Genomic DNA, 26672 nt, shown 5'->3' with positions numbered 1-26672 from the left:
GCTGAGAAGGTGTGGTGGACGGGCGTGAAAACGATTTTGCCTCAAAACCTGGGCAAGGTTCTGTGGCCCGGTGGGTTCACCAAAGGGGACCTTCTCGAATATTTGGCGACCGTGGGAACTGTTATGATCCCGCACCTCAAGGATCGGCCGGTCACGGTCATTCGCTGCCCGGATGGAATTGAAAAAGAAGGTTTTTTTCAGAAACATCCTCCCCCCGGAACACCGGACTGGGTGACGCGGGTAAAGATAGGGGGAGGGGAGGCCATCGTCATTGATCGCCTCGAAACGCTGCTGTGGCTGGGGCAGCTCGGTGCGATCGAATACCACGTGACCTTTAGCCGGTTTCCCGCCGTAGACCGGCCGACTTATTTGGTCTTTGATTTGGACCCGAGTGTGGAAGGATTTGCCGCCGTCTGCCGGGTGGCCTTGATGATCCGGGATGTTCTAACCCGGCTCGGGCTCCCGGCGTACCCGAAGACCTCCGGAGCCACGGGAATTCAAGTATACGTTCCCATCCACGGGTCCGTCACTTTTGAGCAAACGCGGCCACTGATGAGAACCATTGCCAAGTACTGCGAACACCAGGCCCCAGAGTTGATCACGACAGAGCGCCGGGTGAGAGCACGGGGAGATCGAGTGTATATCGACTATCTTCAGCACGCGCCGAACAAGACGTTGATCGCTCCGTATTCCCCTCGGGCCGTACCGACCGCGGCAGTTTCCGCCCCTCTTCAGTGGGGAGAGGTAGAACGAGGGATGGCACCCGAAACCTGGACCATCGCGACCATGGCCAAACGGCTACAAAAAATGGGGGATTTATTCGCCCCGGTTCTTGGTCCTGGAATGGATATTCGGCCGTTGCTCCAACATTTAGAAGAGTTATCATCAAAAAGAAGTCCTTGACAAACCTCGTCACTCCTGCATACAAATGATAGGTGAAACAGAGATGGGAGTGGAAACTGAGGGGCGATGGCGATGAAACTCGAACGCCTGACCAAAGAACCGGTGCTCAAACCGAATCCCCATCATGACTGGGAACGGTCGGCGGTGTTTAACTGCGCGGTGGTGGTGGACCGAGGGCTGATCCATCTCATTTATCGCGCCACAGACCTGCCCTGTCATCAAAAATATGGGGATTACGTTTCTCGTCTCGGTTATGCGGTCAGCCGGGATGGACTTGCATTTTGGCGGTTCGACCGACCCCTTTTGGAACCGCAAGAGGGACAAGAGCAGCGCGGGCTGGAGGATCCGAGGATCGTCAAGCTGGATGATCGATTTTACATGATGTACACCGGGTATGGCGGGCGTTTTCCAGGGGATTATCGCATCTGCCTCGCCACTTCCCGGAATCTCATTGATTGGGAGCGCCACGGGGTGGTACTGGATGAGCCCAATAAAGACGCTTCCTTGTTTCCTGAGCGCATCGGTGGCCGTTATGTGATGCTGCACCGGCGTTTTCCGGATATCTGGCTAGCCTTTTCGGGCGATATGGTTCACTGGACGGATCATGTCTCGATCCTGTCTCCGATTCCACATACCTGGGAATCGGCCCGGTTGGGCATCGCGGGCCCGCCCATTAAAACGGTTCATGGATGGCTCCTGGTGTACCATGCGGCGGACGACCAAAACGTTTATCGACTGGGGGCGGCCTTGTTGGATTTAAAGGATCCGACGCGGGTGATTGCCCGCCAGGACGGCCCCCTGCTTGAACCGGAGTTGGATTGGGAATGCAGGGGATGGATACCGAATGTGGTGTTTAGCTGCGGCCACGCCGAGATGCCGGATGACTACTATTTCTATTACGGCGGAGCGGATACGGTGATCGGGGTCGCGAAATTAGCGAAGAAGGACGTCCGGTTTTTGTGAGGGGCGTCCTTGACTTTTATAGGTGACCTTGATTAAATGTGTTCGACAGGCGGATCTGATCGGCGATGCCCATAGATAGGTGGGACCGGGGTTGCGAGCATTGGGATGGAATGACGGAGAACTGTTGATTCTCGATCAAACCCGCTTGCCGCTTGAGGAACGCTGGCTGCACTGTCGCACCGTCGAAGAAGTGGCGGAAGCGATTGAAGGGATGAGGGTTCGAGGGGCGCCGGCGATCGGAGTGGCGGCGGCGTTCGGCGTGGTGCTAGGGGCACAAAGGGCTGTGGAACAAGGTCGCCGGATATCGGCAGCGGTTGGTGAGGCGGTGGCGCGGCTCGCCGCCACCCGGCCGACGGCTGTTAATCTTTTTTGGGCCCTGAGCCGCATGGAGAAAGTGGCCGAGGTTGCCGGGGAAGGACGAGAGGCCGCCGCCCGGCTTGAGCGCGAGGCCGAAGCGCTCATGCGTGAGGACGAGCAGGTGAATCGAAGGATTGGCCGCTGGGGGGCGGAGTTGATCCCCCAACGGGCCCGTATTCTGACCCATTGTAACACCGGAGCCCTGGCGACGGCCGCCTACGGAACAGCTCTGGGGGTAATCCGGGCCGCCCGAGAAGAGGGAAAAGAGGTCGAGGTTTGGGTGGACGAAACGAGACCTTTTTTTCAGGGCGCCCGGCTGACGGCTTATGAGTTAGTCCAAGAAGGCATTAAAGGGACGATCATTACGGACTCCACGGCGGCAGCCCTCATGGCAAAAGGCTGGGTGGATCTCGTGATTGTGGGGGCCGACAGGGTGGCGGCCAACGGTGATGTCGCGAATAAGATCGGGACTTACGGGTTGGCAATCGCGGCCCGGTATCATGGGATCCCCTTTTATGTCGCTGCCCCGACGTCGACTTTCGACGGGTCACTCGCCGATGGGCGGGCCATCCCCATCGAGGAGCGGAATCCGAATGAAGTCCTTCAGGTGGCCGGAGTCCGCATGGCTCCGCCGGGGGCGTCCGCTTTGCACCTGGCTTTCGATGTGACCCCGCATTCGTTAATAGACGCACTGATCACAGAAAAGGGAGTGCTTCGTCCCCCCCTTCCTGATGCCGTTCAAGGCTTGTTGCGGGGCGAGACGTGATAGATATTTGAACAGCGATGGGCGTAAAATGGTGGTGAACGCTGTACCGGGCATCGGTGACGAAGGAGTGGAATGGTGGTGCGCACCCGGATCATAGGCGGGTTGGTGATCCCGGTCACGCAATCGGGATTGTGGTATGAGAATGGGCACGTGGTGGTGGAGGATGGGCGAATTGTAGCTGTCGGCCCTGGGGAAGGTCCCACAGTCCCGGGGGAGGCAGTGGTAAACGCGGCGGGGAAGTACGTGTTGCCAGGCTTTGTGAATGCTCACGGTCACGCCGCCATGGCGTTGTTGCGGGGGTTTGCGGATGACTTGCCCCTCATGGACTGGCTCCAGAAAAAGGTGTGGCCCATCGAGGATCGATTGACCGGGGAAGACATCTACTGGGGGACCATGCTGGCACTGTTGGAGATGATTGAGGGCGGAACTACCACTTTTGCGGACATGTATTTTCATATGGATCGAGTGGCGGAAGCCGTGGCCCAAGCCGGGGTTCGGGGGGTGTTATCCCGGGGAATTATCGGCACTAGTCCCGATGAGGGTCGGGGAGCCATCCGGGAAAGCCGGGAGTTTGCAAGGCGCTGGCACGGGGCTGAGGGAGGGCGGATCACCGTGACGCTGGGTCCCCATGCTCCCTACACGTGTCCTCCGGCGGTGTTGCGCCAGGTCGTCGAAGTGTCGGCGGAACTGGGTGTGGGGATCCAAATCCATCTTTCTGAGACCCGTTCGGAAGTGGAACAGATCGTGGCTTCGCATGGAAAATCCCCGGTGGACGTATGTGCGGAAGCCGGTCTTTTCGAGCGGCCCACCCTGGTGGCCCATGCCGTGCATCTGACGGAGGCGGACATCGACCTTATGGCGCGCTTTGATGTCCGGGTGGCCCACAACCCGGGTTCGAATCTAAAATTGGGGAGCGGTGTCGCTCCTTTGCCGAAGTTGTTACAACGGGGCGTTGTGGTGGGACTGGGGACGGATGGGGCGGCGAGCAACAACAATCTCGATCTCCTGGAAGAAATCCGTCTGGCGGCGTTGATACATAAGGGGGTTGGGGAAGATCCGATTGCGGTGGACGCAGATACCGCTCTCGCCTTGGGGACCCGGGAAGGGGCTCGGGCGTTGTTTCTGGAAGAGGGTGCGGGCACCTTGGCACCGGGCGCGCCGGCCGATCTGATCTTCATGGACGGGTCCGGCCCCCATCTGTTGCCGCTGTACAATCCCATTAGCCAAGTCGTCTACGCGGCCAAGTCCGGGGATGTCACAGATGTCATGTGCGACGGCCGCTGGCTGTTGCGCGACCGCCAGCATCAAACCTTGGACCGGGATAAAATCCTGTTTCATGTAGGTCGGATTGTTGAAGGGTTTACCCGCTGAAGGACGGGGGCCGGACCGCTTGTGGCGGCCCGGTTGAACCCGCGGGTCATACGCGATCGGAACGATGGGGGCACGCGGTGCCCGGCGCCGGGGGCCGGAGGTTGATCTCGCAGATCGAGGACCGGCCGTGATAAATCGGGTGTAACGACATCGTGTCAAAGGCGTCCGGTGTTCCCTCTTGTGAGGATTCCCGGGTCGCCGGAGGGGCGCTGCCCGGCTCAGAGGACGGAACGGGTGATTGGACCACTTCTTCATCCCCCCTCCCGGTGGGTTTAGTATCACTCGGTGGGACGCGGATATGTCGATTTTGATTTCCAGGCTTGGATGGTGAGGCGGAGAGCATGGGGGATCAGGACCAACTGAAGGTGATCGGGGTGTTTCGCACCGAGGGGGGCGAGGAACTGTATAAATTCGTGGATTTTCTCAACCGCACCCTTAAGGAGCGCGGACTGGTGTTCGGCATGGCCCGGGGGGATCGCCCGGGACAATTCGTCATCACGGTGTATGAGACGTGAAACGCTCGGTTGTGGTGATTCTGGCCTTGGGGATCGTCGCAGCCGGGGCGATCGGGAGCGGCCTGTGGTATGCGGAGCAGCAGTCCCTGGCCGCCAAGCCCGACGTGCAGGCCGCAGGGGACATGTTGGTGAAAAGAGAATTTCTTTCTCGAATTGATCGCGTGGATTATTATTCGGCGGGACCTGTCCTTTACGTGTACACCGGCGTCGACGACGGCGGTCGGGTGGCCTACGTCTGGGTTCAAGGCGGGCAGCCGGTGATGAAACAATACGCAAGCGACGGGCTGAGTGCCGCCCAGGCGATAAAAGCGGCCGCCGCTGCCGGGCTGCCTTTGGTGCAAGTGATCCACGCGGTTCCCGGATTGACGGAGCCAGGGGCATCCGGGCCAGGGGATCCACCCGGAAGCGGGTTGCAGCGCCGGGTGTTGTGGGAGTTGTTCGGCTTGACCCGCCAAGGGGCTTACGAATACGTGTATGTGGATTTTCATACTGGAGCCGTGGTGCGGACCTATTTGTTGGAATCGTAGGGCGCCGCGATCACGGGGGCTGGAATGTAACGAATTGGTAATGAAGCGGCTGGCTAAATATGATATACTAAGTGGGCATACTGTTTATGTTAACTATGTTGATTTCCAGGAACCCATCATGAGGGAGACGGCTGAATGTCGAGATTTCGCTTTCTTGTGGCCGGCCTTGCCTTTGTCGTGACCCTCGGAATCTTTATCACCGGGTGGAATCTGTACCGAACCTACGGATTGATCCGACCTGTTGAACAGCAGGTGCAAGAAATTCCGGGGGTGGAGCAGGTGTCGGTGTTGCTGGAGGGGAAGGGGGCCGTGGTTCGGGTGACCTTGGGAGCGGTGGACGATTTAAAGTCCACGTATTGGGCGATCGAACAGACGGCGACAGATCGTCTCGGAGTTCAGACGACGGTGGAGGTGCGGGGTCATTCCAGCCCGGCCCTGGACCGTTGGTGGGACGAGCAACAGCCTCTCCTGTACGAAGATCTCGAAAAATCGAGTTTCCGGGACCTGGTAAAGGCCCTTGAGGATAGTGCGGCCAAGCGTCAGTATCAGTGTCGGGTTACGATGGACGCGAACCGCATTTATGTGCAGGTCAGTGATCAGCGGTCGTTCCTCTATCAGGTGGTGCCGTACCGAATGATGGGCACCGCTCTCCCGTCTACGGCGCAAAAGGGGTGAGGGACATTGGTGGAAATCGCGATTGGGGCGGGCGTTGCCTTTCTTCTCTTTCTCGGGTATTTGGGCGTGAATGTGCTGCCCATCATTCTGTTGGGCGTGTTTCTCAGTGTTGCGTATTTGCTGTGGGATCGGCGGGGGCCTACCGCTGCAGGACGGGTGGAGGCGCCGGTGCGGCATACCGTGAATTTTGATGAGATCGGCGGTCAGGAGCACGCGAAGCGGGAACTGATGGAGGCTTTGGATTTTCTTCGCTACCGGGACAAGATCCGACAACTGGGAATTCGGCCCCTTAAGGGAATTCTGCTCACCGGTCCGCCAGGAACAGGTAAAACTTTGATGGCCAAGGCAGCGGCCACTTATACCGATTCGTCCTTTGTATCCGCCTCTGGAAGTGAGTTCGTCGAAATGTACGTGGGTGTAGGGGCACAACGGGTTCGGGATCTGTTCCGGCGGGCCCGGCAGTCGGCGCGCAAGGAAGGAAAAGACAGCGCCATTGTGTTTATCGATGAAATCGATGTGATCGGGGGGCGGCGAGGAAATCACAGCCACCAGGAGTACGACCAGACTCTGAATCAACTGCTCACGGAGATGGACGGGATGCAGACCACGGCCCACCCTTTGGTCTTGGTCATGGCGGCCACCAACCGGGTGGATATTCTTGATCCCGCTTTGCTTCGGCCCGGGCGGTTTGACCGGATCATCAAGGTCGACATGCCCGATAAAGAAGGGCGTTTGCATATTCTCCGGATTCAGACGCGCAATAAACCCCTCGCCAAGTCGGTGGACCTCGAACAGGTGGCCCGGGAGACCTTCGGGTTCAGCGGGGCTCAGTTGGAAAGTTTGGCCAACGAGGCAGCGATCATGGCGTTGCGAGAAGGGCAGGACGAGGTGGAACAGCGCCATTTTCGCGATGCCGTCGACAAAGTGTTAATGGGGGAAAGAACGGGACGCATTCCCAGCCGAGAGGAATTGGTCCGGGTGTCGGTACACGAGTTGGGACATGCCATCGTCAGTGAGACGGTGCGGCCGGGCTCGGTGTCCCACATCACCATTTCTCCCCGGGGAAATGCTCTGGGCTATGTGCGGCAGGTGCCCGAAGGAGATACGTACCTGTATACGAAGGATCAACTGGATGGGCAGATCATGGTGGCCCTGGCCGGGGCGGTGGCGGAGGAATTGGTGTACGGAAATAGGAGTACCGGGGCGCAAAACGACTTCGAACAGGCCTCCCGATTGGCCAGAACCGAAGTGGAGTGCGGGTTGTCCGGACTGGGGATCGTGGATGCCGAGAATTTGCCCCAGAACCTGCTGGATGAGGAAGTTCGCCGGATTTTGGCGGAAAGGGAGCAAAAGACCCGGGAGATTCTAAAGACCTATCGCCCGATCTTGGAAGAGATGAGCGCAGTCCTGGTTCAGGAGGAAAACTTGGACGGAGAGATGTTCCGGCGACGTTTGTCCGAGGTAAAAGGGAATCTGTCGAATGTCGGCTGACCCCTGGCGGGCGCCGGGAGAAATGGGAGGACGGACGCCCTTTCGACAGAATTCGCCAACATAGGCCGCGTTCGGAGGCCGCCAGTCCTCCGGGGCGACTTTGCAGTCCCCCTTCCTTCGTCGTATGCTGAAGTGGCGACGAGTGTGCGGCGGAACAAAGAGGGGGTCAAGATGCGTGGCACAAAGCGGTGATCCAACAGGGGTAGGAGCTGTCGCTCGGTTGCTCCAAGAGTCGGCAATGGCGATTCCCGTTTATCTGCTGACGTGGTACAAAGAGATCGGCATGTACGACCAAGAGCTGGCGCTCATTCTGCATCTGGTCTACATGAAGGAGCGGGAGAACACTGTATTTCCCACGTATACGGAACTCGCCAGGCGCATGACCGCCACGGAGGACGAGATCGCCGGGATGGTGCAGCGGTTGATCGGTCACGGTCTGTTGGATCTGCAGCACCGTATGGACGAGCATACCGGTACGTGGCAGGACAGTTATGACCTGTCTCCACTTTTTATGCGCCTGGCTCGCGTGTGGCTGGAGCGCCATGTCGAGCAGCTGCCCCGGCCATGGGCGACGGCGGATGTGGCCAGCCGATTGTTCCGGCTGTTTGAGGAGGAGTTCGGGCGCCCGTTGTCGGCGATCGAAATCGAACAATTGATCCAGTGGCTCGATCAGGACGCTTACCCGGAATGGATGATTCAGGAGGCGTTGAGGGAGGCGGTGTTGTCGGGGACGCTGAGTCTGCGCTACATCGACCGGATCCTTTTAGAGTGGCAGAAAAAAAACATACGCTCCCCCCGGGAGTTGCATCTGCATCGCCAGCAGTTTCAGCAGCGCCGGCGCCCCGGGAGAGAAGGGGCCAAGACGGCGCGAAAAGCGGAACCGGGATTCGTCCCGGGGGAAGACAGCACTCAGTCGAAATACGAGGCGTTTTACAAGCTGTATAAACGAGATACCCATGATTCCACCCCGTAGGGATGTCGGGAAGAAAGGAGGCGGCCGAAGGGCCGCTACTTTTTTACGCGGAACAGGAACGGACGACGGGTGACGGCAGGCTTCCTCTGCCCGCACCCTCTCGCCCGCTCCCCGCTCCTTATCCCCTTGTCCGAGAGCCGGCTACGGCTGCACGGCAGTCCCTCGTCCCAAGGCCCGCCAGACCCTCTTGATACGGCCCAATGACCCTTTACTTCTTAAAGAAATCCCGATTCTTTTGGATGAACTCCTTCTGATCATCCGGAACAAAGTCCTCTTGATAAATCGCCGAGACCGGGCAGACCGGCTCACAGGCTCCGCAGTCGATACAGGTGTCCGGATCGATGTAATATTGATCTTCCCCTTCGTGGATGGCGTCCACGGGACAAACCTCCACGCACTCGGCGGCTTTTTCATCGATGCAAGGTGATGTGATGACGAATGCCAACGTTGTTCCCTCCTGATTTATAGTGGACTGCAACCTTCATTATAGCAAAATGGGACTGAATATCGACGGGTTTCCTCTGTATTATCGCGCGGGGTTTGCAGAAACATGTACCCAGGCCCTCGGTGAGGCGGAATGCCGAACGGCGGCACAAAAATTTGCCGGGATCCTTGAATATCTCCGAATTCTTGAAGTATAATTACGGCGATGCTATTAGTGGTAGCCCTAATGCTAGGAATGGTTGCGTCCAAGGGAGGGGAGGGAAAAGGTGAGGGAAAGGGAACGCGGGGAATTGGAGCGGGCGGGACGCCGAATTTCAGAGCGGCGTAAAGCTTTGGGGTGGAGTCAGGAGTTGCTTGCGGACCGGCTCGGGGTGAGCCGCCAGTTCATCGGCGCCCTGGAAGCGGGGCGAAGCTGGCCCTCTGTGCCCGTGGCCCTGGAGTTGGCCAGGGTTCTGGGCACGAGTGTGGAGGCATTGTTTGATCCCCAGGAGGCGGGGGAAATCGTATGGGGCGATCCGGAGGTCGGGGCAACTGTGGGAACCCGGCTGCGGTTCGCCCGGGTCGATGAACATGTCGTCGCCTATCCCCTGTACGGGAGAGAGGCCGCGTCTTCGGCGGACGGCACCATCAGTCCGGCGGGCCGGGCGGAGGCGTTTTCTCCGGAGTGGGTGGAGGCGGCGGACCACACTGTGGCCGTAGCGGGGTGTGATCCGGCATTGACGGTGCTGCGGGACTGGGTGGCCCATTGCGGTCGCCCGCTCAGGGTGGCGACTTTGCCCTGGGGGAGCGAGCCTTCGATGCAAGCGCTTATCGGGGGTCGGGTACACGTGGCCGGGGCACACGGGACGGGGAATCTCCCTTCCTTGCCGGGCATGCAGGATGAGGTCGGTTTACCGGGAGGAGGGTCGGATGCCGGATCGGCCGAAGGTCACAGAGGCGAGTCACGAACACCACGTTCGTGGGTCCGGATTCGATTTGCAGCCTGGGAGGTTGGGATTGCTGTATTACCCGGTAATCCCCGTGGGGTGAAAGGGCTGGAGGACTTGTTCCGACCGGAACTGCGCTGGGTACGGCGGCCCGCGGGAACTGCTGTGGCGCGACTCTACGCTCGGGCGGCCCAGGGCCGACGAGAGCCGGTGACTTGGACGGCGGCGGCCGCGGAAGACCACCTCCGGGTGGCGGAGATGATCTTCTTCGGGATGGCCGATGCCGGTCTCACCACCTCCTTTGCGGCTCACGTCTTCGGACTTTCCTTCGTTCCTGTGGAGGTCCACCATTTCGATTTACTTTTGCCTCGGCCGAGGCTGCGGGAACCACTGATCGGCATTCTCCTCGATGTGTTGCGCAGTGGCGGGTTCCGCCAGCAGATGGAAGCGTTGTGGGGATATGATGTCTCCCACTTGGGAGACATGGATGAATTGAAGGCAGGGGAGGAACGTCCATGATGAGAATCGGCAGAGGGGGCATTCGCCTTGTCTTTGGCGTGCTTCTCCTCTTAGGATGGGTCGGTGTGGCCGGGTGCGGTTCGGCGCAACCGGTCAGCAGTTCCGCGGGTTCGGGGGGGAGCGGTTCGAACCAGGCCTCAGCGCTGAACGTCTTTGCCGCGGCCTCGTTGACGGCGGCGTTTCAAGATATCGGAAAGCGTTTTGAAGAACTTCATCCCGGCACCCAGGTTCACTTCAACTTCGGGGGCAGCCCCACGCTGTTGACCCAGATTGCTCAGGGGGCGCCGGCGGACGTGTTCGCGAGCGCGGACATGGCGAACATGGAAAAAGCCAAGAGCAAGGGCCTGGTGGAGGGGGACAAAATCTTCGCCAAGAATTCTTTGGTCTTGATCACGCCAAAATCAAATCCAGCCGGTATCCATCAGTATCAAGATCTCACCCATGCCAAACGTGTTGTTTTCGGTGTAAAAGATCTGCCTGTCGGGAGCTATGGCCGCCAATCTTTACAAAAAGCGGATAAGGTGTATGGGCCGGGATTTTCCAGTGCGGTGCTTGGGCACGTCGTTTCTGAAGAGACGGATGTCATACAAATCGTGAACAAGGTTGCCCTCGGGGAGGGGGACGCGGCTTTTGTGTACGCCACAGATGTCGATGGGTCGGCGGGCTCCAAGGTCCAGATCATTCCGGTGCCGGACCTGGTGAACGTGACGGCCACTTACCCCATGGCGGTGGTGACCCGGTCTGCCCACCCGGATCTGGCCGGGGAATTTGTCAATTTTGTTTTGTCGAAAGAAGGACAGGCCATCCTGCAAAGCCATCATTTTCTTCCGGCCTCATAACGCGATGGGATGGGAAAGGGAAAGGGGAGGCAAGGAATGAAATTCCGTCCATTCATGTCGAGCGGTTCGGCTCCACAAGGGCCGGACTCCCAGTTTTGCGCCTCCCCGGACGGTGGGGAGAAACGACACTGGAACCCGCAGCTTATCTCTTCCCTCACCGTGTTCCAGGGCGGGTTTGGTCTTGTGCTGGTTTTGTTCTTATTCGTTCCGGTCCTGAGCCTGTTTCTGTCTGTGACGCCTTCCCGGTTTGTGTCCGCCTTGGGGCAGGAGGTGGTCAGGGACGCTTTGGGGTTGAGCTTCCGCACCAGCGTGATCGCCCTGTGTCTCGTAGTGCTCTTTGGTACTCCCTTGGCGCATCGCCTGGCGACGGGAAGGAAATTTTTCGGCCAGGCCATAGTGGAAGCTTTGTTGCAACTGCCTTGGATTACACCGCCTGCCGTGGCGGGGTTGGCCTTGCTCATGGCCTTTGGCCGGGAGGGCCTTGTCGGCAGACTGCTGGCGGACTGGGGAATCGCACTGCCCTTTACCACCGCGGCCGTAGTGGTGGCCCAGGCCTTTGAGGGATCGGCTTTCTATGTACAGAGCGCCCGGCAGGCCTTCACCGGGGTGGATCGGCAGCTGGCGGAGGTGTCCCGAACGTTGGGGGCTGGGCCTTGGAGGACTTGGCTGCGCTTGGAGTTGCCCATGGCGCTACCAGGTTTGGTCGCCGGGGCGGCGATGGCCTGGGCCCGGGCTTTGGGTGAGTTCGGGGCCACGATGCTGTTCGCCGGCAATATGCAAGGATTGACGCAGACGATGCCATTGGCGATCTATACGGTCATGGAGAAAGACATGGACGCGGCGGTGGCGATGGCGATCGTTCTGGTCATCGTGGGCTTCGGGTTGTTGTGGATGCTGTCCCGGTTGGGACAGCGAATGGCCTGACGGGGGATGGTGGAACCCAGGTTGCCCATAGACAGGGGAGGGACGACAATGTTGGAATTCGAATTGGAGATGCCGTTGGCCTCCTTTACACTCCGCGCGGAGGGGCGGGTGGAACCCGGGATCACGGCCGTCCTCGGGCCGAGCGGGGCGGGGAAAAGCACGTTGCTGCGTTGTTTAGCGGGTCTGGCTCACCCGGTTTCGGGGCGCATTCGCTTGGGAGAGCGGATTGTGTATTCTTCGAACGGCAGGATTTTCGTCCCACCCGAACGCCGGGGAGTGGGCTATGTCCCTCAGCAGTACGCCCTATTTCCCAAAATGACGGTGTTTCGCAATGTCGAATACGGGCTTCGTGCCCGGCGGGTCCCCAAGGTCCGGCGAGAGGTGAAGGTGGAAGAGATACTTCGCAGGCTGGGCATCGGGCATCTGTCCAGGCGCCTCCCGGCTCACCTGTCCGGCGGGGAGGCCCAGAGGGTCGCCCTGGCCCGGGCACTGGTCATCGATCCCGATTATGTCCTGTTGGATGAACCTTTGGCAGCCCTGGATTCAGAGACCCGGGAGACCGTTCGGGAGTTCCTTCGCGGCGTGTTGAGGGATGCGGCTTGCCCCGTCCTGTTGGTCACTCACGATGTGGAAGACGTGCGCCGACTGGCGGACCGGGTGATGGTGATCCATGAAGGGCGAATGATTTTTTATGGGGGGGTCGAACAATGGCAGAGGCAGGGGATCCCTGCCTCTACACGCCGAGTGGAGTGAGCACAGAGAGGGGTTACGGCCGCCGGGGCGGGAACCACGCCGTTTTGAGAATGCGCAGGTTCAGGGCGATGAATCGGATGAACTGCACGATCTTGCATTTTCGCAGGAAGAGGGTTCGTCGTGTCGGTTTCATGGTTTTGATCAGTTCCATGGTTGCCCGTCTCCTTTCGGGGTGGGCCGACCTTTGTTATTCGGGAATCAGGCTCCATCCCGGATTTCCTTTCATTTTATAGAGAAACAGGGTATGAAGAGTCCGCTTGATCCAGGCGCCGGCCAAACCGATTTCCATGACGCTCACGTCCAGGTCCCGACCGTACTCCGGGTAGCGCTTGTAATCGGGAACCACCGGATACATCACGATGGAGGCCGCCGACCCGTCCCACAGGGATTTGCCGATGGAAGCAATGCAGGCCCCGGGCATCTCGGCCATTGATTCGTGATGGGAAGGTTCCTTGCCCCGGATAAGGTCGATGACGTTCTCGGCCGCCACCCGGCCGATGATGCCCGACGCCATTCCCGTGCGCGGCGGTGAGGCGGTGATCTGAACGCCGTTGCGATTGACATAGGGCTTTGAAATCGGCCCAGGAGGGGCAAAGGCGATGCCGGCGGCGAAGAGATTCTTGTACAAGGGCGACTGATACGTGCCAGGCCAATCGTCGGCGGTGAGTTCAGTGGGGTTCTTGCCGTAGTTCCCGTCGACTAACATGAATCCGCCGGGATTGGTCATCTTCGCCGTGATGTCTTGACCGTCTTTGTCGATATATTTAATCTTGGTCCCCTGAAACTGGGGGATCAGCATGGCAAAATCGTATTCCGTTTCTCCTTGTTCTCCTTCGTAATTCTCCCAGTAAACTTTCCCCTTCTCCACGTGGGTGACCGCGGTTTGCACCTGGTAGTAAATTTCTTGTTCAGCAAATAGCGAGCGGGCGAAGGTCTCCGAGTCCATGATGTAGCCGTGTTTTCGAGCGGTGATTCCTCCTACGCCGAGATCCCCCAGCTTGGGTTCATTGCTGATCCACATGATTTTCGCTTTATCGCGTAAACCGCGTTTGACCAAATCATTGTGGATGTTCGTGATATACTCCAGCGCCGCGCCCTGGCAGGTGGCGGTTCCGTGTCCCGTCCCCACCAGAATCTTGACCCGATCGCCTTTCTCCATGCGCTGCACCATTTCCAGGTAGGCATCCCGGGCGAGCTTGGCATGATGAATGTTGCAGATGGAATGGGTGGTGCCCTGGTCCGGACCCAGCCCCGGGGTACCTTCAAAATTAAGGTGGGGGCCGGTGGCGTTGATCAGGTAATCATAAGGGACTTTTTGGCGGTTTCCGGCCTTGTCCTCCGTCAGCACGTATTGTTCGTCCGGATGAATTTCTCGGGCCCACGCCTGAAGAAAATGAATGCCGTGACTTTGATACATGGGAGCGAGTTCAAACATCGTTTTCTCCGGAGCCATCCGTCCAATGCCCACCCAAACCAGGGAAGGGATATACGTGAACCGCGGCCACGGGCTGATCACGGTGACGTCGTGTTCGTGGCCCAACTCTTTTTTTAGGTACAATGCGGCCGTTTGACCCGAGAACCCCGCGCCGAGAATGACGACTTCTGCCATGAAGAACACCTCCTTGCCTATGGCCATCTCTGGTGAATCGTCCCCGGGAAGAAGGAACGCTTTTACATCAATTTAATGATAGCCGTTCCCACCGGCAAAAGAAATCAGGGATTATCCCCATTTTTGTGTCGTCTCCAGCAAAAATCTCATTCGCCACGCCGGGAGACAGAGCCGTGGCGGAAGGAAATTGGCATGTTTCCCTACAATCATGGTCCTCTGGTGTGATCGTGCTGTAAGTCTGATCATAAGCCAATAAAAACGTAAGGATTTTTCCTTATATAGTAATTATAATTAACGTGAATGTTGATCGTCAAGAAGAATTGACCACGGTTTGGCACCGAATTTTGACCCCCCTCAGAAAACGGAAGTCATCACTTGCCATGTCGTGTCGACTCAGGGTTCACCGTCGTCGGCCTTTGTCCCAACGGGCCGAGTGTATCGGCCCTGGCCGCTCCGTCAAGGGACGCTTCGCTCGCCCAAGGGCGCCCTTGACCTCGCGGCCGCGGGCCGATGGGGGGCCCTTAGGGGACAAAGGCCACGTGCGCGTGTCGCACACGCACGGACAACATGGGGTACCAAGTCCGCCGGGCTGGTGATCAGGCGGAGGCATCGGCCTTGAGCTTGTCCTTCATCCGGTAACTGTGACCCTGAATGTGAAAAATGTGACTGTGATGCACCAGACGATCAATGATGGCGGCAGAAGCAATGGTATCGCCAAACACCTTGTCCCACTCGTCAAAAGGCATGTTGGTCGTCAGGATGATCGATCCCGTCTCATAGCGCTTGCTGACGAGCTGGAAAAAGAGGTTCGCCCGTTGCTTGTCCATGGGCATGTAGCCCAACTCGTCGATGATCAGCAGGTGGTAGCGGCTCAGCGACGCCAGCTTTTGGGGCGTGGAACGATCCGCCAAACTGGCATACAAGAGATCCGCCAGTTCAGAGGCGGTGAAAAACGCGACCCGGAGTCTGGCCGTGCACGCTTTGACGCCAAGGGCAATCGCTAAGTGCGTTTTACCCTTATGTAGAGAACAACATAATGAATAGTGAAATATGCGAAGTCGGTGTAAAAAGTGGCGCTCGTCTGTAGACTGAGCGCCACTTCGCATATTTTGCTTGGACTGAACCGCGGTCGTTAGCTGCTATGGGGAATCAATCTTCGCCATTCCTCGCGAAAGTATGTCCTGCAAGTGGTTTCATGGCAAAACCCTGGAATTGCATGGGCGCAGATACCGTTGTTGTTCCGTCTGTGCGCATACTTTCCCCCTCCCCATTCCACGGGCTGATCATCCACCGCTATGCAGTTTTGAGGATGGGAGCCGCCCGCGTCAGATGACCCACCCCGCAACGGGGACACACTGTGAAATCCTTGCCCGTCAACTGGATAAACAGTTCAACCGCAGACAGTTTGGGAACCGGCATGCAGTTGCTCTTCGTTAACCTGCGGCAAAGGCTCAGCTTCGTCTTTCGGTTTCTGGGACTGAGCAATCCGTAGTGCCGAATTCTCGTAAACCCCTTGGGTAAGACATGCATCAAGAACCTGCGGATGAACTCTTCAGCCGTCAATGTCATCTCTTTTTGCCGATTTCCATCCCGGTAGTCCCGCCACCGGAAGGTGACTTTCCCGTCTTCCGCGCGAAGAATCCGCTGATTGGAAATCGCCACCCGATGCGTGTAGCGTCCGAGATACTCCACCACATGAGCCGGCGTCTTAAACGGCGGCTTGCAATAGACCACCCATTCCTTCTGGTAGAGGGAGGACATCCATTCCCGAAAGCGGTCCCCGTCCCGCAGGGGCTCCAAGGAACCATGGAGTGCAAGCGTTGCACGCTTGAGATGGAACAGAAACTTGCCCCGAAATTTACGCGAGAGCACCTTGATGGGGAGGAAGAACTTCTTGCGGGAGTTCACCCAGCGTCCGTCTGTCGTCAGCCCGCCTCCCGGAACAATACAATGCAGGTGCGGGTGGAGCATGAGGTTCTGCCCCCAGGTATGCAGGACGGCCGTAAAACCGATCTGCGCCCCTAAATAGGTGCGGTCCGCCGCTAACTCCGTTAGGGTTTCCGAAGCGGCCTTGAACAAGAGGTTGTACACCACCTCGGGGTTCTGGTAGGCAACGGGATTCAGCTCCTCCGGAAGGGTGAACACAACATGAAAGTACCCGACCTGCAGCAAGTTCGCCTTCTGGGCTTGGATCCAGCGTTCCTTGGTCAGGGTTTGACATTTGGGACAGTGACGGTTGCGGCAGGAATTGTAGGAGATATGCGTGTATCCGCAATGGTCACACTCATCCACATGTCCTCCCAAGGCGGCGGTGCGGCAGTTCTGGATGGCCCGGACCACTTTCCCCTGTTCGAGGGAGAGCGGGTGCCTCTTTGCGTAGGAGTCAGCATACTGGGCGAAGATGTCTTGGAGTTCAGGCATGGGCACTGATGTTCCCTTTATCCGTGGATGGCGGGCGATCAAGTGGACTAAGCATCCCAGAGGTGACATTTGCCAAGTGCAAATACACCGTCGTGGAACGGATGCTGGCATGTCCGAGCAATTCTTTGATTTGCAGCAGGGAAACTCCATCCTCCAACAAATGGGTCGCAAACGAATGGCGCAAGGAGTGGATCGAGACCTCTTTGGAGATTTGCGCTCGCTTCAGCGCATCGCCAAAGGCACGGGATATGGCCGCTGAGGTGATGTGAGCCAGCGAATACGTGCCCAGGAACAGCCAGCCTTCCGGATGGGTCGGACGATACGCTTTCCAGTACTCCCGCAACAGTTGCAGAGCGGTGTGGGAAAGCACGGTGTACCGGTCCTTGGCTCCCTTGCCTCCTTGGACAAACACCCGCATGGTGCGGGAATCGATGTGTTGGGTTTTGATGGCGGCCGCTTCGCTCACGCGCAATCCAGAACCGTAGATCAAAGCAAACAGCGCCTTGTGCTTTAGGTTGTGGCAATGCTCCAGAATGGATGCGATCTCTGGGCGGCTCAACACCTGCGGGAGGGTTTTCGGCATTTTCTGGCGTGGAATTTGCAAAGGATTAAAGGTACGATTCAAAGTGACTGCAAAAAGAAACCGCACCGCCGCGTTGTAGACGTTGACCGTCGCCGCAGAGCGCTTTTTCTCGCAGATGAGGAACAACAGAAACCGACGGGCATCTTGGACATCCAGTTGATCCACCGGACGTTTGCAAAACTCGAGAAAGATCCGGGCGGCACGGGTATAGACGTCGACGGTGTTCGGTGACAATCCTCGCAGTCGAAGGTCCTCCGTCATCTGCTGAAGCACGTGCTGATGGGCTCCCATAGGGCACTCTCCTCCTATTGTTGCATGGGGATGCATGAATAGGATAGCGAGAGTTACGTAAAGAGTCCAAACAAACTTGTATCAGACAGGGTGACGGAGGGAGGGGTCTTTTCCACCGCGCTAGCGGTTTAGTCCAATTGCCCTTATGTAGAGAACAACATAAGGGCAAGACCCACCTTGCGGTGGCCCTGGGCATGGAGGCGATTCGACAGCGCATGAGCGTCTACTTCGTGACCATGCAGAAGCTGGTCGCCGACTTGCGACGGGCGTACCAAGAGGGACGGCTGGACAAGCGCCTGCGCATCTACACCCAGCCGAAGCTGCTGATCTGCGACGAAGTCGGCTACTTGCCGCTTGACGCCTTGGACGCCGCGAACTTCTTCCGGCTCGTGTCGGAGCGCTACGAGCATGGCTCCCTGATCATCACGTCCAACATCAGCTTCACCAACTGGGGGACACTCTTCGGTGACCAGGTGCTGGCCTCTGCCTTGCTCGACCGGCTCCTCCACCACGCCACCACCATCAACATCCGCGGCAACAGCTACCGGATGAAGGACAAGCTGCGCGCAGGGGTGACACATGCGCTGAAGGAGGAGGGGACCGCGTAAACCGAACATATGTCTGGGGAATGATGCGCGATGATTTTGGGGAACTGAATCCGCTATTTGTGGGGAATCGAGCACGATTTTTTTGGGGAGTTTTAATCCGCTATTGACACCACCAGGTACATCCAGCCTTTTTGGAGCCGAATATAGGTGATATCAATCCCCCATACATGGTTGTTGTGACTGGCCCGAACGTTGCGCAGCAGATACGGATAGACTTGATGCTGAACATTCCGTTTGCTGAGGTTCGGCCCAGGGCATACTCCTGCAATTTCCATCTCTCGCATGCAGCGTTGTACACGTTTCCGATTGACATCCCACCCCTCACGGCGTAGGACGGCAGTCATCCGTCGAGACCCATACGCCGGGTGATCTGTGTATATCTCGTCGATCCGGTGCTTGAGGCGCACCTCCTCCTCTGGCTTATCCACAGGTTTGTAATACAGGCTGGTGCGATTGAGACTCAGCAGTTCAGCCTGTTTACTCAACGGAATCTCGGGATGGTCCCGTTCGATCATCTCTATCCGTTCCTCACGAGTCCGGGTTGAGGCCAGATTTTTTTTGAGCCACTCGACTTGAGTGGTAAGACGGCCGATTTTGGAATAAAGTTCCTCGACCTCCTTTTCATGTTCTCTCTTCATGGCCGTCGTGTTCTTTTTATCCACATCCTCAAACAGGCTGGACAGGTTATCCACAGCCGTGTTCTTCCACCGGTGCAGCATGGTTGGATGAACCCCGTACTCCGAGGCCAATTGTGCAATGGTCTTCTCTTCCCTAAGAAGTTCCAGAACGACCTGCGCTTTGAATGAAGCCGAGTAATGTTTTCGCATGCCCATAGTGTAGCTTAAACAGCCCCCTTTCGCTTGTTCAGTTTCCTGGGACCACTATACGGGGAACCGGGCACGGGAAGAGAGACTCGGAGGCGGGCAACCTACAGGGTCTCTCTTCCTTTTTTCACCTCCCGCAATGATTGTCGTTACAATATGGATCGTTATACGACAATCTTCCAGAGAATCCTCCGACATTGAACATGACAAAAAAACCGCTCACTCACCGCCAAATAGCGTAAGCGGTAACACCAAGCGATGTTCAGGCTCAGTATGAGTATTTGAGTACACTTTCCAGTCGAGCTATCCCTTCTTCTATTTGCTCTAAACCCAAGTTTCCATAGCCCAGTATTATCTTATTAGAATGGGCGGATTTTTGAATTGTATGAAGTTCTACGGGATAAACCTTTACCCTGTGAGCATCAATATTTCTCATGGTCTCATCTGAAAATGTAATTCCTTTGAATTCTGCAACAAGGTGTAGACCTGTAGAATCACCGTGGATCGAGACCTTATTAGAAAAACGTTTATTTAGACAGTCGATCAGCTTTTCCCGACGTTTTCTATAAATTTTTTTCATTTTCGAAATGTGCTTTTCAAGATGCCCTTCCTTCATGAATTGAGCGAGTACGAGTTGTTCGAAAGTTGAGGAATGCAGGTCACTGAACCACTTCAGATCTCTACATTTTTTGGTGAGATCGGGCGGTAGGATCAAATATCCTAAACGAAGAGCAGGTGAAAGTATTTTGCTAAAAGTGCCTATGTAAACCACGCGCTCCGGATCCAGTCCTTGCATGCAGCTTACAGGAGTGCCGTGGTAACGAAACTCACTGTCATAATCATCTTCGACAATGTAACAACCTGTTTGACGTGCAAAATGAATGAGTTGAATCCGTCGTTGAATTGTGAGTACCCCTCCCAAGGGAAACTGGTGTGAAGGAGTGACGAATATAAACGCCGGATTTTGAGCTGAAATGTGTTCTGTTTTCATGCCGTAGTCATCCACTGGTACCGGGTGAAATCTGAATCCCGCAGACGAGAATATCGTCTGAATTTCATGAGTTACTGGATCTTCAATTACAACCTCTGAATTCCGGGAACCAAGCAATCTTGCTATGAGTCCAAACGCCTGTGTAGCTCCGGAAGTAATAATGAGTTGATCAGGATGACATTTAACTCCGCGTGTACGGGATAAATACTGCGACAAGGTATGTCGTAATATAAATTCCCCTTCTGGATGTCGATAGCCAAAGACTTCCGGGGGAGCGTCTCGATACACTCTTCTGGCAATGAATCCCCACGTTTTCCTAGGGAACATGTCCAAAGCAGGTATCCCAGACCGGAAGTCTATTACATCTTCTTCGGCAACCAGATGTTCGCCGAAAACACTATATTCGTCTGAATCAAAGGACCTTTCCAGATACGCCCCTTTTGCAACGTAGGTTCCCGAACCAGCTTTGGTTTCTAGATAGCCTTCGGAAACAAGCTGCTCATAGACTTCAACGATCAGATTACGTGATATGTGCAATTCATCGGCCAATTCACGAGAAGAGGGCAATTTGTCTCCAAAGGCCAACTCACCCTTAATAATCTTTTTTCTGATCTGATCGTAAAGTTGCTGTTTGATCGGCGTCCCAGTTCCCCGGCCTATCGTGATCAATACAGACGTCATGTACACCCGCCTCCCAACGAAGTGGCCCATTCAAACTTGATCAAAAGTGGCTCTTATGAATGCCATTTTACTATGCTAATATTCTTCCTGGAACGTGATATTTCAGTGCTGTTGTTAAAACGGATGGCATTTTTCAGTGCTGGAAAGTCATTGATGCATCTTTCATACACATTGCATGGACACTCCTGGTCTAGAAAAGAAGAAGGGAGTGAGGTCTATATCATTGTGTAAAAAAAGATCGGTACCACAAGTCGCAAAATAAGCCATCTCGTCTCTCTTTGGTATCATGGAATTCGCCCCAACCCATTCACGAGGGGGAATGGTAATGGCTCTTTATCGGATTAACCCAGGAAACGCGTTTTTCCACGTGCTCTTACAAACAAGGATTGGGGTGTGGCCGACTTCTTAAACCGGATTTTTCTCAATCGGGAGCCGACGTCGTATTTGTCGGGTCCTTTGTTGACGGACATGGACCAGGAATGGAAAACGGGTCACCGTTACCTGGGCTTGGAGAGTATAGAGCTTGGCGTGAGGCCCAGACGTCCGCTGTGAAGTGATTAGTGCAACACTTGCTTACCGAAAAAAGGATTATCCACATAAACATGGACTTGATCAAGAAAGGAGTGGTTAACAAATGACTGCTTCAACGTCTGAGATGATTTTGGCGAACTCCGCAGCTCAGATTTTAATAGACCAAGATGTATCTTTTTGGACATTTGTGAATGCACTTTATAATTTCCCACAAATACGGGTAGCCACCTTGGGACCGGAAGGCACAAGCAGCGAGGTGGCGGCTTTATACTTGTTGAATTCTCTTCGGGTTTTACCCTGGCTACGGCGCAATACCGAAGAGTGTCTGCTGTTTTCAAGTTATGAAGAAGCGTTTGAACAAGTTGTTAGAGCTAATGCCGAAATTCTACTTGTTGCAAACGCTTATAAAAGCATCGACAGGTTTTATATGTCCTCAGTGGTTCGACTGTCTTTTTCGTTCATATGTGAGACGCCGTTGTATGGCGTCGCAAAGCGTCGGGACTATGAGTTGCCTAAGCATAGGCCAGTTACAATCGCCACACACCATGCGCCGTCTAGCCTTATCCCTTGGTTTCTGAATGGATATGGCTTGGAATACGAAATTGTGGAAGTGAACTCAACAAGCGATGCGGCCATTAAAGTTGTACATGGAGAAACAGACTTGTGTGTAACTACTTTGCCGTCTACATATCGCTATGGAGTGGAATTAATTTCTCGTCTAAGGCCAATTCGCATGTTGTGGTCCGTGTTTATGCATAACGATTACTGCCCAAACTAGCAAGTGTATTTAACACAACTTTGGAGGAAGATAAATGGACATTTCAAGTTTCAAGTGTGTCATGGTTATTGACGGCGAGCTCTCCGCAGGACTGATTGCAAACACTGCGGCGGTATTGGGCTTGACATTGGGAAGATCGATCGAAGGTATAATTGGCCCGGATGTATTGGATAAATCCGGCAATCTGCACGTCGGAATTACAACAATGCCGATTCCCATACTTCGTGGAACGAAGTCATCGCTAAAGACATTAATGGAGAAGATTCTGTCCGACAGAGACAAAGATCTTTTCGTTGTTGACTTTTCAGATGCCGCTCAAACTACCACTGACTATGAATCCTATACTCGAAAGATTGCCTCCCATAACAGTGACGATTTGGGGTATCTCGGAATAGCGCTTTTCGGAGACAAAAGAAAGGTGAATCGACTTACTGGAAGCTTGCCACTTCTGAGATAACGACAATAAGGAGGGGATGTGGATGTCGAAAAGCGTTAGCTCTAGTGGGATGATTGTTATTCCGAGTGGGACATTTAGGCGTGGCAGTAATGTGTCTCCTGACGAAGCCCCTGTGGTGGAAGTAAACCTTTCCTCCTTTGCTATTGATATAACACCTGTAACCAATAAACAGTATCGGGTATTTATTAAAAGCGGGGGCTATAAGACAAAAAAGTATTGGACGGAGGCCGGTTGGCGATTCGTCTGTGAATTAGGACTGACACACCCAAACTACTGGTTTGACGATCATTGGAATCAAGATGACCAGCCGGTAACCGGGGTAAGTTGGTGGGAGGCGCTCGCCTTTGCGACCTTTTGTGGGAAAACACTTCCTACAGAAGCACAGTGGGAATACGCGTGTAAAGGTACAGATGATCGCCAATACCCATGGGGTAACGAGGCCCCGACCCTCGAATACGCGAATTTTGCTCCAGACTGTGAGCCATTAGAACTGAACCGCAGCTCTACCTCGGTATACGCACATCCATTGAACCGTTCGTATTTCGGTTGTCTGGACATGGCCGGTAATGTGGCTGAATGGTGCCTGGATAATGCATCCCCGAATTACAGTTGGGATAAATCGCGCATTAATCCTGTCTATATTACTTCTGAAACAGAAGACCATGTTGTTCGCGGTGGGAGTGGACTCTTTAATGAGGGATTTATGCGGTGTAGCAGCCGGGATTACTATCCCCCTACGTTGCGAGATAACACAATCGGATTTCGTTGCGTGATCAATCTTGAGGGGGATAGAGAAATATGACTACTCCGAATATAGATAAAAAGCCTTCGTCCCTTCGTTATTACCAGGATGGGCCACCATATGACATTGACGTCTCCTCGTGGAAGCTAACAGTTTCGGGGAAGGTAAAAAGACCAATCACCTTCTCTTACAAAGAGCTGCTCTTACTTCCACAAGTGGAGGAGAGTCGTCGAATGGTATGCGTTTGTAATTGGACTATCCGTCGGCTGTGGAAGGGCATTCTTCTTCAAACGGTCATAGATATGGCCGGTGTTGATCGCCCTGAAAGATATTATCTGAAACAAACAAGCATTGGAACTAAAGAAAAAGGTGTATACCAGTCTACTTTACCATTAGGGGACGCCCTTTCGAGAAGGGCACTACTTGTCCATTCCGTTGATGGCGAAACACTGCCCATCGAAAACGGATTTCCTCTGCGGCTTATTGACTTCGGCCTTTATGGTTATAAGAGCGTCAAAGGATTAGCACGCCTCGAAGTAACTGAACAATATGAGCGCGGAGAATGGGAGATAAGAGCTGGTTACGACATAGACGGGACGATTCGGCCTAAAAAATATTGGATTGTAGATCTCGCGGGATTTCGGTACGTTGAGACACCTGGCGAAATAAAGGATTTCTAACGTGAATCATAGGAGGTATCGTTTTGGAACTTACAAGAAGGCTAGGATGGAAAGAGTCCACGGCGCTCGGTATAGGGGCGATGGTCGGTGCTGGGATATTTGTTCTAAGTGGCGTGGCGGCAGGTAAAGCTGGTCCGGCGGTTCTCATTTCGTTTATTTTGGCTGCTCTGCTTGAGATATTACTTGGGCTTTGTTACGCGGAACTGGCTTCTCGTTATCCGCGTGCCGGAGGGGCCTATGAGTTTGTGCGCGAAAATCTTGGCTCCTTAGCAGGAACAATTATTGGATGGTGTTATTGGGGGGCATGGCTGGCGGCCAGTAGCTTCGTTTCCAAAGGATTCGGAAACTATCTCCATTCGTTGATAGGCATGCCTCCATTATCGAGTGCACTGGCCCTGTTGTTAGTCCTCGGTATATTTAATGTAATTGGTGTAAAATTCAGTGGAACGATACAAGTGCTAATTGTGGTGGTTGAGATCTTGCTTCTCGTTTTATTCTTTGTTTTGGGGGTTCCGCATATTGACCCATATTTATACAGACCATTTGTCCCAAATGGCGTAGAAGGCATAGTATCAGCAGCCTTAGTGGGATTTTTATCAATGGTTGGATGGGATGGAATAGTTGCGGCTGGCGAAGAGGTAAAGAACCCTCGCCGGACGATCCCACTTTCCATATTTTCTTCAATATGCATTGTGTTCCTCCTATATTCTAGTTTATTACTTGTTTCTGTAGGTGTGGTACCTTGGGATGTTCTTGGAGAGTCTTCTATTCCAGTGGCCTACGCAAGTCAGCAATTTTTGGGGGCTTTCGGTCCAAAACTGGTCAACATCGTCATTGTTATCTCGTTGATGGCAACTGCGAATGCCTTCATTGTTTCAATTTCCCGCACCGCATTTGCGATGGGACGAAATGGGCTATTGCCACAATTTTTCGCAAGAATTCATCCGCGTTTCGGTACTCCAATAATGGCAGTTAGCTTGGGAGTGGCAATTCAAATCGCCTTTACAACCTTTAGTTCCATTAACATTGCAGTATCAGCAACTGGATTTCTATATATTCTGACTTTTATATTTACATTAATATCGTTTTTTGTATCCAGAAGGAAAACACCTCTGGAGGAAAGATTGAAGCAATTCCAAGTCCCTTTTTACCCTTTCATACCGATTTTAGCATTACTAATCTGTGTAATTTTACTTATCACAGTTGGACGGTCGGGATTCATTACTGGAGTGTGTTGGATGGGAATAGGGCTAGCACTGTACTTGGTTCGGTATAAGTCTGTGCAGTATGTCGATACGCACCGAATTCAAAAGTCGACCTCAGAAGATACGTGAACAACCTAAATCTGGGGTTTTAGGATGCTGAAATGAAGGTTGAGATAGCGCGGCGGTTCGAGATGTTGAGGCAGTTCGGATCGCCGGCTTGGCTGCACGGATTTGGCGCGATGTAGGTAATTATGTCAAGGCCAGATTTGTTTTAAGACTTTTGCTGATGGATCTTGTTACTGCCACAATATAATGACCGAAAATTGACGAGACATGCTGACCTAAGGTTGGCGGAGAAACTGGCCGGGATCAATGGGTCCCATGGATGTTAATCCCAGAACAGCGACACCCACACCCGTTCGCTCTTGAGTAAGCGTCAAACGGGGCCGGTGGCTGTAGGTTTTTTGGGCACGCCAAATAGACCCCACCCGATCCAAGCGATGGGGCCTGCTCTTCAGTTCGGTGTTTACGTGGCGCCGGATGGCCGACGGCGGACAGACTCCGGCAGCTCGGGCGACCACGGTAACAGTCTATCCAAGACAGTGGTATCGTTGACGTCCACGTTGGGCAGCCGCTCAAACAGGTACCGAAGATATTCGTAGGGATTCAGCCCGTTTTCCTTGGCGGTCTCCACGATGCTGTACACCGTCGCGCTCGCCTTCGCCCCTTTCGGGGTGTTCGCGAATAACCAGTTTTTTCGATTATGTTCTTGTGGGAACACATTCGAGGACGGCAATCAAACGCTGGTCCTGTGAAAGGGAGTGGGATGGAACATGGGATCGGTTTTCAATTTGGAAGACGTCGTGGAATGCGTAAGGGATATCCGGAATGACGGGACGTACCCCATGGAGTCCCGGGGAGCGATCCTGGCCCGGCGCAGCGACCGCGGCGTGGTGGTGGACCGGGGATGGTTTTTGCAGGATCGACTCGTTTATGCGGTTTATTTTTTATCCACCGGACGCATCGTCGGGTGCCTGGAGTCGGAGTTGAAGAAAATCGATGCTGTCGACGAGTCAGCCCAAACATGAAGAACGGCGCGCCGCCGGCCTCGCCAGAAGGAAGAGGATGGGCGGCGCGAGTTGTGTTTGGGCACTCATTCCTCTCATAGAGAACCGCCGCTCCACCCTCCCCACCCTTCTTGGACTTCACCATTCCGTCAACGTTTTATTAGCATATTGTCTCCTTCCATGTGATATCGGTCACGGGCGATTACCACTGGCCTTATTAACCTAAAGCCGGGGGCCTGAGTATAATGGACTCAAGAA

The 26672-nt window shown here is 54.9% G+C and carries 27 protein-coding genes and 2 pseudogenes; 20 read left to right on the top strand and 9 right to left on the bottom strand.

Annotation, left to right across the window (positions count from 1 at the left end):
* Nucleotides 1-24: 24 nt before the first annotated feature.
* From ligD to BTUS_RS08345, 9 genes are all read left to right on the top strand, one after another.
* Nucleotides 25-903 (top strand): non-homologous end-joining DNA ligase, encoded by an 879-nt coding sequence (gene ligD / locus BTUS_RS08380; protein WP_041303977.1) that lies wholly within the window; start codon nucleotides 25-27, stop codon nucleotides 901-903.
* Nucleotides 904-975: 72 nt separating this feature from the next.
* Nucleotides 976-1866 carry a glycoside hydrolase family 130 protein gene (locus BTUS_RS08375; protein WP_013075678.1) on the top strand — a complete coding sequence of 297 codons (891 nt, stop codon included), beginning with the start codon at nucleotides 976-978 and terminating at the stop codon, nucleotides 1864-1866.
* A gap of 91 nt (nucleotides 1867-1957) precedes the next feature.
* Complete coding sequence (mtnA, locus tag BTUS_RS08370; RefSeq protein WP_013075677.1) at nucleotides 1958-2989, top strand: S-methyl-5-thioribose-1-phosphate isomerase; 1032 nt, start codon at nucleotides 1958-1960, stop codon at nucleotides 2987-2989.
* 72 nt (nucleotides 2990-3061) lie between these two features.
* Nucleotides 3062-4360, top strand: coding sequence for an amidohydrolase (locus BTUS_RS08365; RefSeq protein WP_174260398.1), 1299 nt, complete (start codon nucleotides 3062-3064; stop codon nucleotides 4358-4360).
* A gap of 341 nt (nucleotides 4361-4701) precedes the next feature.
* Nucleotides 4702-4875 carry a YpmA family protein gene (locus BTUS_RS17490; protein ID WP_013075675.1) on the top strand — a complete coding sequence of 58 codons (174 nt, stop codon included), beginning with the start codon at nucleotides 4702-4704 and terminating at the stop codon, nucleotides 4873-4875.
* Complete coding sequence (locus tag BTUS_RS08360; protein WP_013075674.1) at nucleotides 4872-5402, top strand: propeptide PepSY amd peptidase M4; 531 nt, start codon at nucleotides 4872-4874, stop codon at nucleotides 5400-5402. The genes BTUS_RS17490 and BTUS_RS08360 overlap by 4 nt, the downstream gene beginning before the upstream one ends.
* 135 nt (nucleotides 5403-5537) lie before the next feature.
* The gene (locus BTUS_RS08355) at nucleotides 5538-6077 is read left to right on the top strand and encodes a hypothetical protein (RefSeq protein ID WP_013075673.1); all 540 of its coding nucleotides are present in this window, start codon (nucleotides 5538-5540) and stop codon (nucleotides 6075-6077) included.
* A 9-nt stretch (nucleotides 6078-6086) separates the two neighbouring features.
* Nucleotides 6087-7568: an AAA family ATPase gene (locus BTUS_RS08350; protein WP_013075672.1), complete on the top strand. Its 1482-nt coding sequence runs from the start codon at nucleotides 6087-6089 to the stop codon at nucleotides 7566-7568.
* A gap of 175 nt (nucleotides 7569-7743) precedes the next feature.
* Nucleotides 7744-8541, top strand: a complete 798-nt coding sequence (locus BTUS_RS08345; RefSeq protein ID WP_013075671.1) for a DnaD domain-containing protein — start codon at nucleotides 7744-7746, stop codon at nucleotides 8539-8541.
* A 208-nt stretch (nucleotides 8542-8749) separates the two neighbouring features.
* On the opposite strand, the gene BTUS_RS08340 is transcribed toward BTUS_RS08345, so the two are convergent.
* Entirely contained in the window at nucleotides 8750-8986 is a 237-nt protein-coding gene (locus BTUS_RS08340; protein WP_013075670.1) for an indolepyruvate ferredoxin oxidoreductase subunit alpha, read from the bottom strand.
* Nucleotides 8987-9251: 265 nt separating this feature from the next.
* On the opposite strand from BTUS_RS08340, the gene BTUS_RS16845 reads away from it, so the two are divergent.
* From BTUS_RS16845 to BTUS_RS08320, 4 genes are read left to right on the top strand one after another with little or no spacing between them, the layout of a single operon-like run.
* Nucleotides 9252-10430, top strand: a complete 1179-nt coding sequence (locus BTUS_RS16845) for a substrate-binding domain-containing protein (protein ID WP_013075669.1) — start codon at nucleotides 9252-9254, stop codon at nucleotides 10428-10430.
* Nucleotides 10427-11269, top strand: a complete 843-nt coding sequence (gene modA, locus BTUS_RS08330; RefSeq protein WP_013075668.1) for a molybdate ABC transporter substrate-binding protein — start codon at nucleotides 10427-10429, stop codon at nucleotides 11267-11269. The genes BTUS_RS16845 and modA overlap by 4 nt, the downstream gene beginning before the upstream one ends.
* 36 nt (nucleotides 11270-11305) lie before the next feature.
* On the top strand, nucleotides 11306-12193 hold the full coding sequence (locus BTUS_RS08325; RefSeq protein WP_013075667.1) for an ABC transporter permease: 888 nt from the start codon (nucleotides 11306-11308) through the stop codon (nucleotides 12191-12193).
* 48 nt (nucleotides 12194-12241) lie between these two features.
* Nucleotides 12242-12946, top strand: coding sequence for an ATP-binding cassette domain-containing protein (locus BTUS_RS08320; protein WP_013075666.1), 705 nt, complete (start codon nucleotides 12242-12244; stop codon nucleotides 12944-12946).
* Between the two features lie 13 nt (nucleotides 12947-12959).
* Here the strand turns inward: BTUS_RS08320 and BTUS_RS18395 are convergent, their stop codons facing one another.
* The 5 genes from BTUS_RS18395 to BTUS_RS08300 form a co-directional block, all read right to left on the bottom strand.
* A complete protein-coding gene (locus BTUS_RS18395; protein ID WP_013075665.1) occupies nucleotides 12960-13097 on the bottom strand; it encodes a hypothetical protein in 138 nt (45 codons plus the stop codon).
* A gap of 36 nt (nucleotides 13098-13133) precedes the next feature.
* Nucleotides 13134-14555 carry an NAD(P)/FAD-dependent oxidoreductase gene (locus tag BTUS_RS08315; protein WP_013075664.1) on the bottom strand — a complete coding sequence of 474 codons (1422 nt, stop codon included), beginning with the start codon at nucleotides 14553-14555 and terminating at the stop codon, nucleotides 13134-13136.
* Nucleotides 14556-15151: 596 nt separating this feature from the next.
* The gene (locus BTUS_RS17485; protein ID WP_083780099.1) at nucleotides 15152-15661 is read right to left on the bottom strand and encodes an ATP-binding protein; all 510 of its coding nucleotides are present in this window, start codon (nucleotides 15659-15661) and stop codon (nucleotides 15152-15154) included.
* A 187-nt stretch (nucleotides 15662-15848) separates the two neighbouring features.
* Nucleotides 15849-16976: an IS91 family transposase gene (locus BTUS_RS08305; RefSeq protein WP_013075663.1), complete on the bottom strand. Its 1128-nt coding sequence runs from the start codon at nucleotides 16974-16976 to the stop codon at nucleotides 15849-15851.
* Nucleotides 16969-17850: a tyrosine-type recombinase/integrase gene (locus tag BTUS_RS08300; protein WP_013075662.1), complete on the bottom strand. Its 882-nt coding sequence runs from the start codon at nucleotides 17848-17850 to the stop codon at nucleotides 16969-16971. The genes BTUS_RS08305 and BTUS_RS08300 overlap by 8 nt, the downstream gene beginning before the upstream one ends.
* A gap of 164 nt (nucleotides 17851-18014) precedes the next feature.
* Between BTUS_RS08300 and BTUS_RS08295 the strand changes: the two are divergent.
* Nucleotides 18015-18492 (top strand): annotated as a pseudogene (locus BTUS_RS08295) (ATP-binding protein); the annotation flags it as partial.
* Nucleotides 18493-18550: 58 nt separating this feature from the next.
* Here BTUS_RS08295 and BTUS_RS08290 read toward each other — a convergent pair.
* Both BTUS_RS08290 and pdxR read right to left on the bottom strand, forming a co-directional pair.
* Nucleotides 18551-19291: an IS3 family transposase gene (locus BTUS_RS08290; RefSeq protein WP_052300587.1), complete on the bottom strand. Its 741-nt coding sequence runs from the start codon at nucleotides 19289-19291 to the stop codon at nucleotides 18551-18553.
* 259 nt (nucleotides 19292-19550) lie between these two features.
* Complete coding sequence (gene pdxR / locus BTUS_RS08285; RefSeq protein ID WP_013075660.1) at nucleotides 19551-20954, bottom strand: MocR-like pyridoxine biosynthesis transcription factor PdxR; 1404 nt, start codon at nucleotides 20952-20954, stop codon at nucleotides 19551-19553.
* Nucleotides 20955-21588: 634 nt separating this feature from the next.
* Here pdxR and BTUS_RS17945 point away from each other — a divergent pair.
* The 5 genes from BTUS_RS17945 to BTUS_RS17475 are packed head-to-tail and all read left to right on the top strand — an operon-like array spanning nucleotide 21589 to nucleotide 25476.
* Entirely contained in the window at nucleotides 21589-22263 is a 675-nt protein-coding gene (locus BTUS_RS17945; protein ID WP_013075659.1) for a hypothetical protein, read from the top strand.
* A gap of 34 nt (nucleotides 22264-22297) precedes the next feature.
* Nucleotides 22298-22720 (top strand): DUF2000 domain-containing protein, encoded by a 423-nt coding sequence (locus tag BTUS_RS08280; protein ID WP_013075658.1) that lies wholly within the window; start codon nucleotides 22298-22300, stop codon nucleotides 22718-22720.
* Between the two features lie 22 nt (nucleotides 22721-22742).
* Nucleotides 22743-23522, top strand: a complete 780-nt coding sequence (locus BTUS_RS17480) for a formylglycine-generating enzyme family protein (RefSeq protein ID WP_013075657.1) — start codon at nucleotides 22743-22745, stop codon at nucleotides 23520-23522.
* Nucleotides 23519-24142 carry a molybdopterin-dependent oxidoreductase gene (locus tag BTUS_RS08275; protein WP_013075656.1) on the top strand — a complete coding sequence of 208 codons (624 nt, stop codon included), beginning with the start codon at nucleotides 23519-23521 and terminating at the stop codon, nucleotides 24140-24142. The genes BTUS_RS17480 and BTUS_RS08275 overlap by 4 nt, the downstream gene beginning before the upstream one ends.
* A 23-nt stretch (nucleotides 24143-24165) precedes the next feature.
* Entirely contained in the window at nucleotides 24166-25476 is a 1311-nt protein-coding gene (locus BTUS_RS17475) for an APC family permease (protein WP_013075655.1), read from the top strand.
* Nucleotides 25477-25873: 397 nt separating this feature from the next.
* Here BTUS_RS17475 and BTUS_RS08270 read toward each other — a convergent pair.
* Nucleotides 25874-26107 (bottom strand): annotated as a pseudogene (locus tag BTUS_RS08270) (transposase domain-containing protein); the annotation flags it as partial.
* Between the two features lie 73 nt (nucleotides 26108-26180).
* Here BTUS_RS08270 and BTUS_RS08265 point away from each other — a divergent pair.
* Nucleotides 26181-26435: a nitrogen fixation protein NifZ gene (locus BTUS_RS08265; RefSeq protein ID WP_013075654.1), complete on the top strand. Its 255-nt coding sequence runs from the start codon at nucleotides 26181-26183 to the stop codon at nucleotides 26433-26435.
* Nucleotides 26436-26672 lie beyond the last annotated feature (237 nt).

The sequence above is a fragment of the Kyrpidia tusciae DSM 2912 genome (assembly GCF_000092905.1).
GTDB lineage: Bacteria > Bacillota > Bacilli > Kyrpidiales > Kyrpidiaceae > Kyrpidia > Kyrpidia tusciae.
The sequence above is the reverse complement of the archived record's forward strand: the minus strand, read 5'-3'. Positions and strand labels throughout refer to the sequence as shown.

What these genes read in the sequence shown, in the direction of transcription:
- BTUS_RS08290 (WP_052300587.1), bottom strand. Translation starts at nt 19,291, where the DNA reads ATGGGCATGCGAAAACATTACTCGGCTTCATTCAAAGCGCAGGTCGTT.
- BTUS_RS08305 (WP_013075663.1), bottom strand. Translation starts at nt 16,976, where the DNA reads ATGCCTGAACTCCAAGACATCTTCGCCCAGTATGCTGACTCCTACGCA.
- BTUS_RS17480 (WP_013075657.1), top strand. Translation starts at nt 22,743, where the DNA reads ATGTCGAAAAGCGTTAGCTCTAGTGGGATGATTGTTATTCCGAGTGGG.
- BTUS_RS08315 (WP_013075664.1), bottom strand. Translation starts at nt 14,555, where the DNA reads ATGGCAGAAGTCGTCATTCTCGGCGCGGGGTTCTCGGGTCAAACGGCC.
- BTUS_RS08355 (WP_013075673.1), top strand. Translation starts at nt 5,538, where the DNA reads ATGTCGAGATTTCGCTTTCTTGTGGCCGGCCTTGCCTTTGTCGTGACC.
- BTUS_RS08300 (WP_013075662.1), bottom strand. Translation starts at nt 17,850, where the DNA reads ATGGGAGCCCATCAGCACGTGCTTCAGCAGATGACGGAGGACCTTCGA.
- BTUS_RS08275 (WP_013075656.1), top strand. Translation starts at nt 23,519, where the DNA reads ATGACTACTCCGAATATAGATAAAAAGCCTTCGTCCCTTCGTTATTAC.
- BTUS_RS08265 (WP_013075654.1), top strand. Translation starts at nt 26,181, where the DNA reads ATGGGATCGGTTTTCAATTTGGAAGACGTCGTGGAATGCGTAAGGGAT.
- BTUS_RS08375 (WP_013075678.1), top strand. Translation starts at nt 976, where the DNA reads ATGAAACTCGAACGCCTGACCAAAGAACCGGTGCTCAAACCGAATCCC.
- BTUS_RS08320 (WP_013075666.1), top strand. Translation starts at nt 12,242, where the DNA reads ATGTTGGAATTCGAATTGGAGATGCCGTTGGCCTCCTTTACACTCCGC.
- pdxR (WP_013075660.1), bottom strand. Translation starts at nt 20,954, where the DNA reads ATGACGTCTGTATTGATCACGATAGGCCGGGGAACTGGGACGCCGATC.
- BTUS_RS17490 (WP_013075675.1), top strand. Translation starts at nt 4,702, where the DNA reads ATGGGGGATCAGGACCAACTGAAGGTGATCGGGGTGTTTCGCACCGAG.
- BTUS_RS18395 (WP_013075665.1), bottom strand. Translation starts at nt 13,097, where the DNA reads ATGGAACTGATCAAAACCATGAAACCGACACGACGAACCCTCTTCCTG.
- BTUS_RS17945 (WP_013075659.1), top strand. Translation starts at nt 21,589, where the DNA reads ATGACTGCTTCAACGTCTGAGATGATTTTGGCGAACTCCGCAGCTCAG.
- BTUS_RS08365 (WP_174260398.1), top strand. Translation starts at nt 3,062, where the DNA reads ATGGTGGTGCGCACCCGGATCATAGGCGGGTTGGTGATCCCGGTCACG.
- BTUS_RS08325 (WP_013075667.1), top strand. Translation starts at nt 11,306, where the DNA reads ATGAAATTCCGTCCATTCATGTCGAGCGGTTCGGCTCCACAAGGGCCG.
- BTUS_RS08280 (WP_013075658.1), top strand. Translation starts at nt 22,298, where the DNA reads ATGGACATTTCAAGTTTCAAGTGTGTCATGGTTATTGACGGCGAGCTC.
- modA (WP_013075668.1), top strand. Translation starts at nt 10,427, where the DNA reads ATGATGAGAATCGGCAGAGGGGGCATTCGCCTTGTCTTTGGCGTGCTT.
- BTUS_RS17485 (WP_083780099.1), bottom strand. Translation starts at nt 15,661, where the DNA reads ATGCGAAGTGGCGCTCAGTCTACAGACGAGCGCCACTTTTTACACCGA.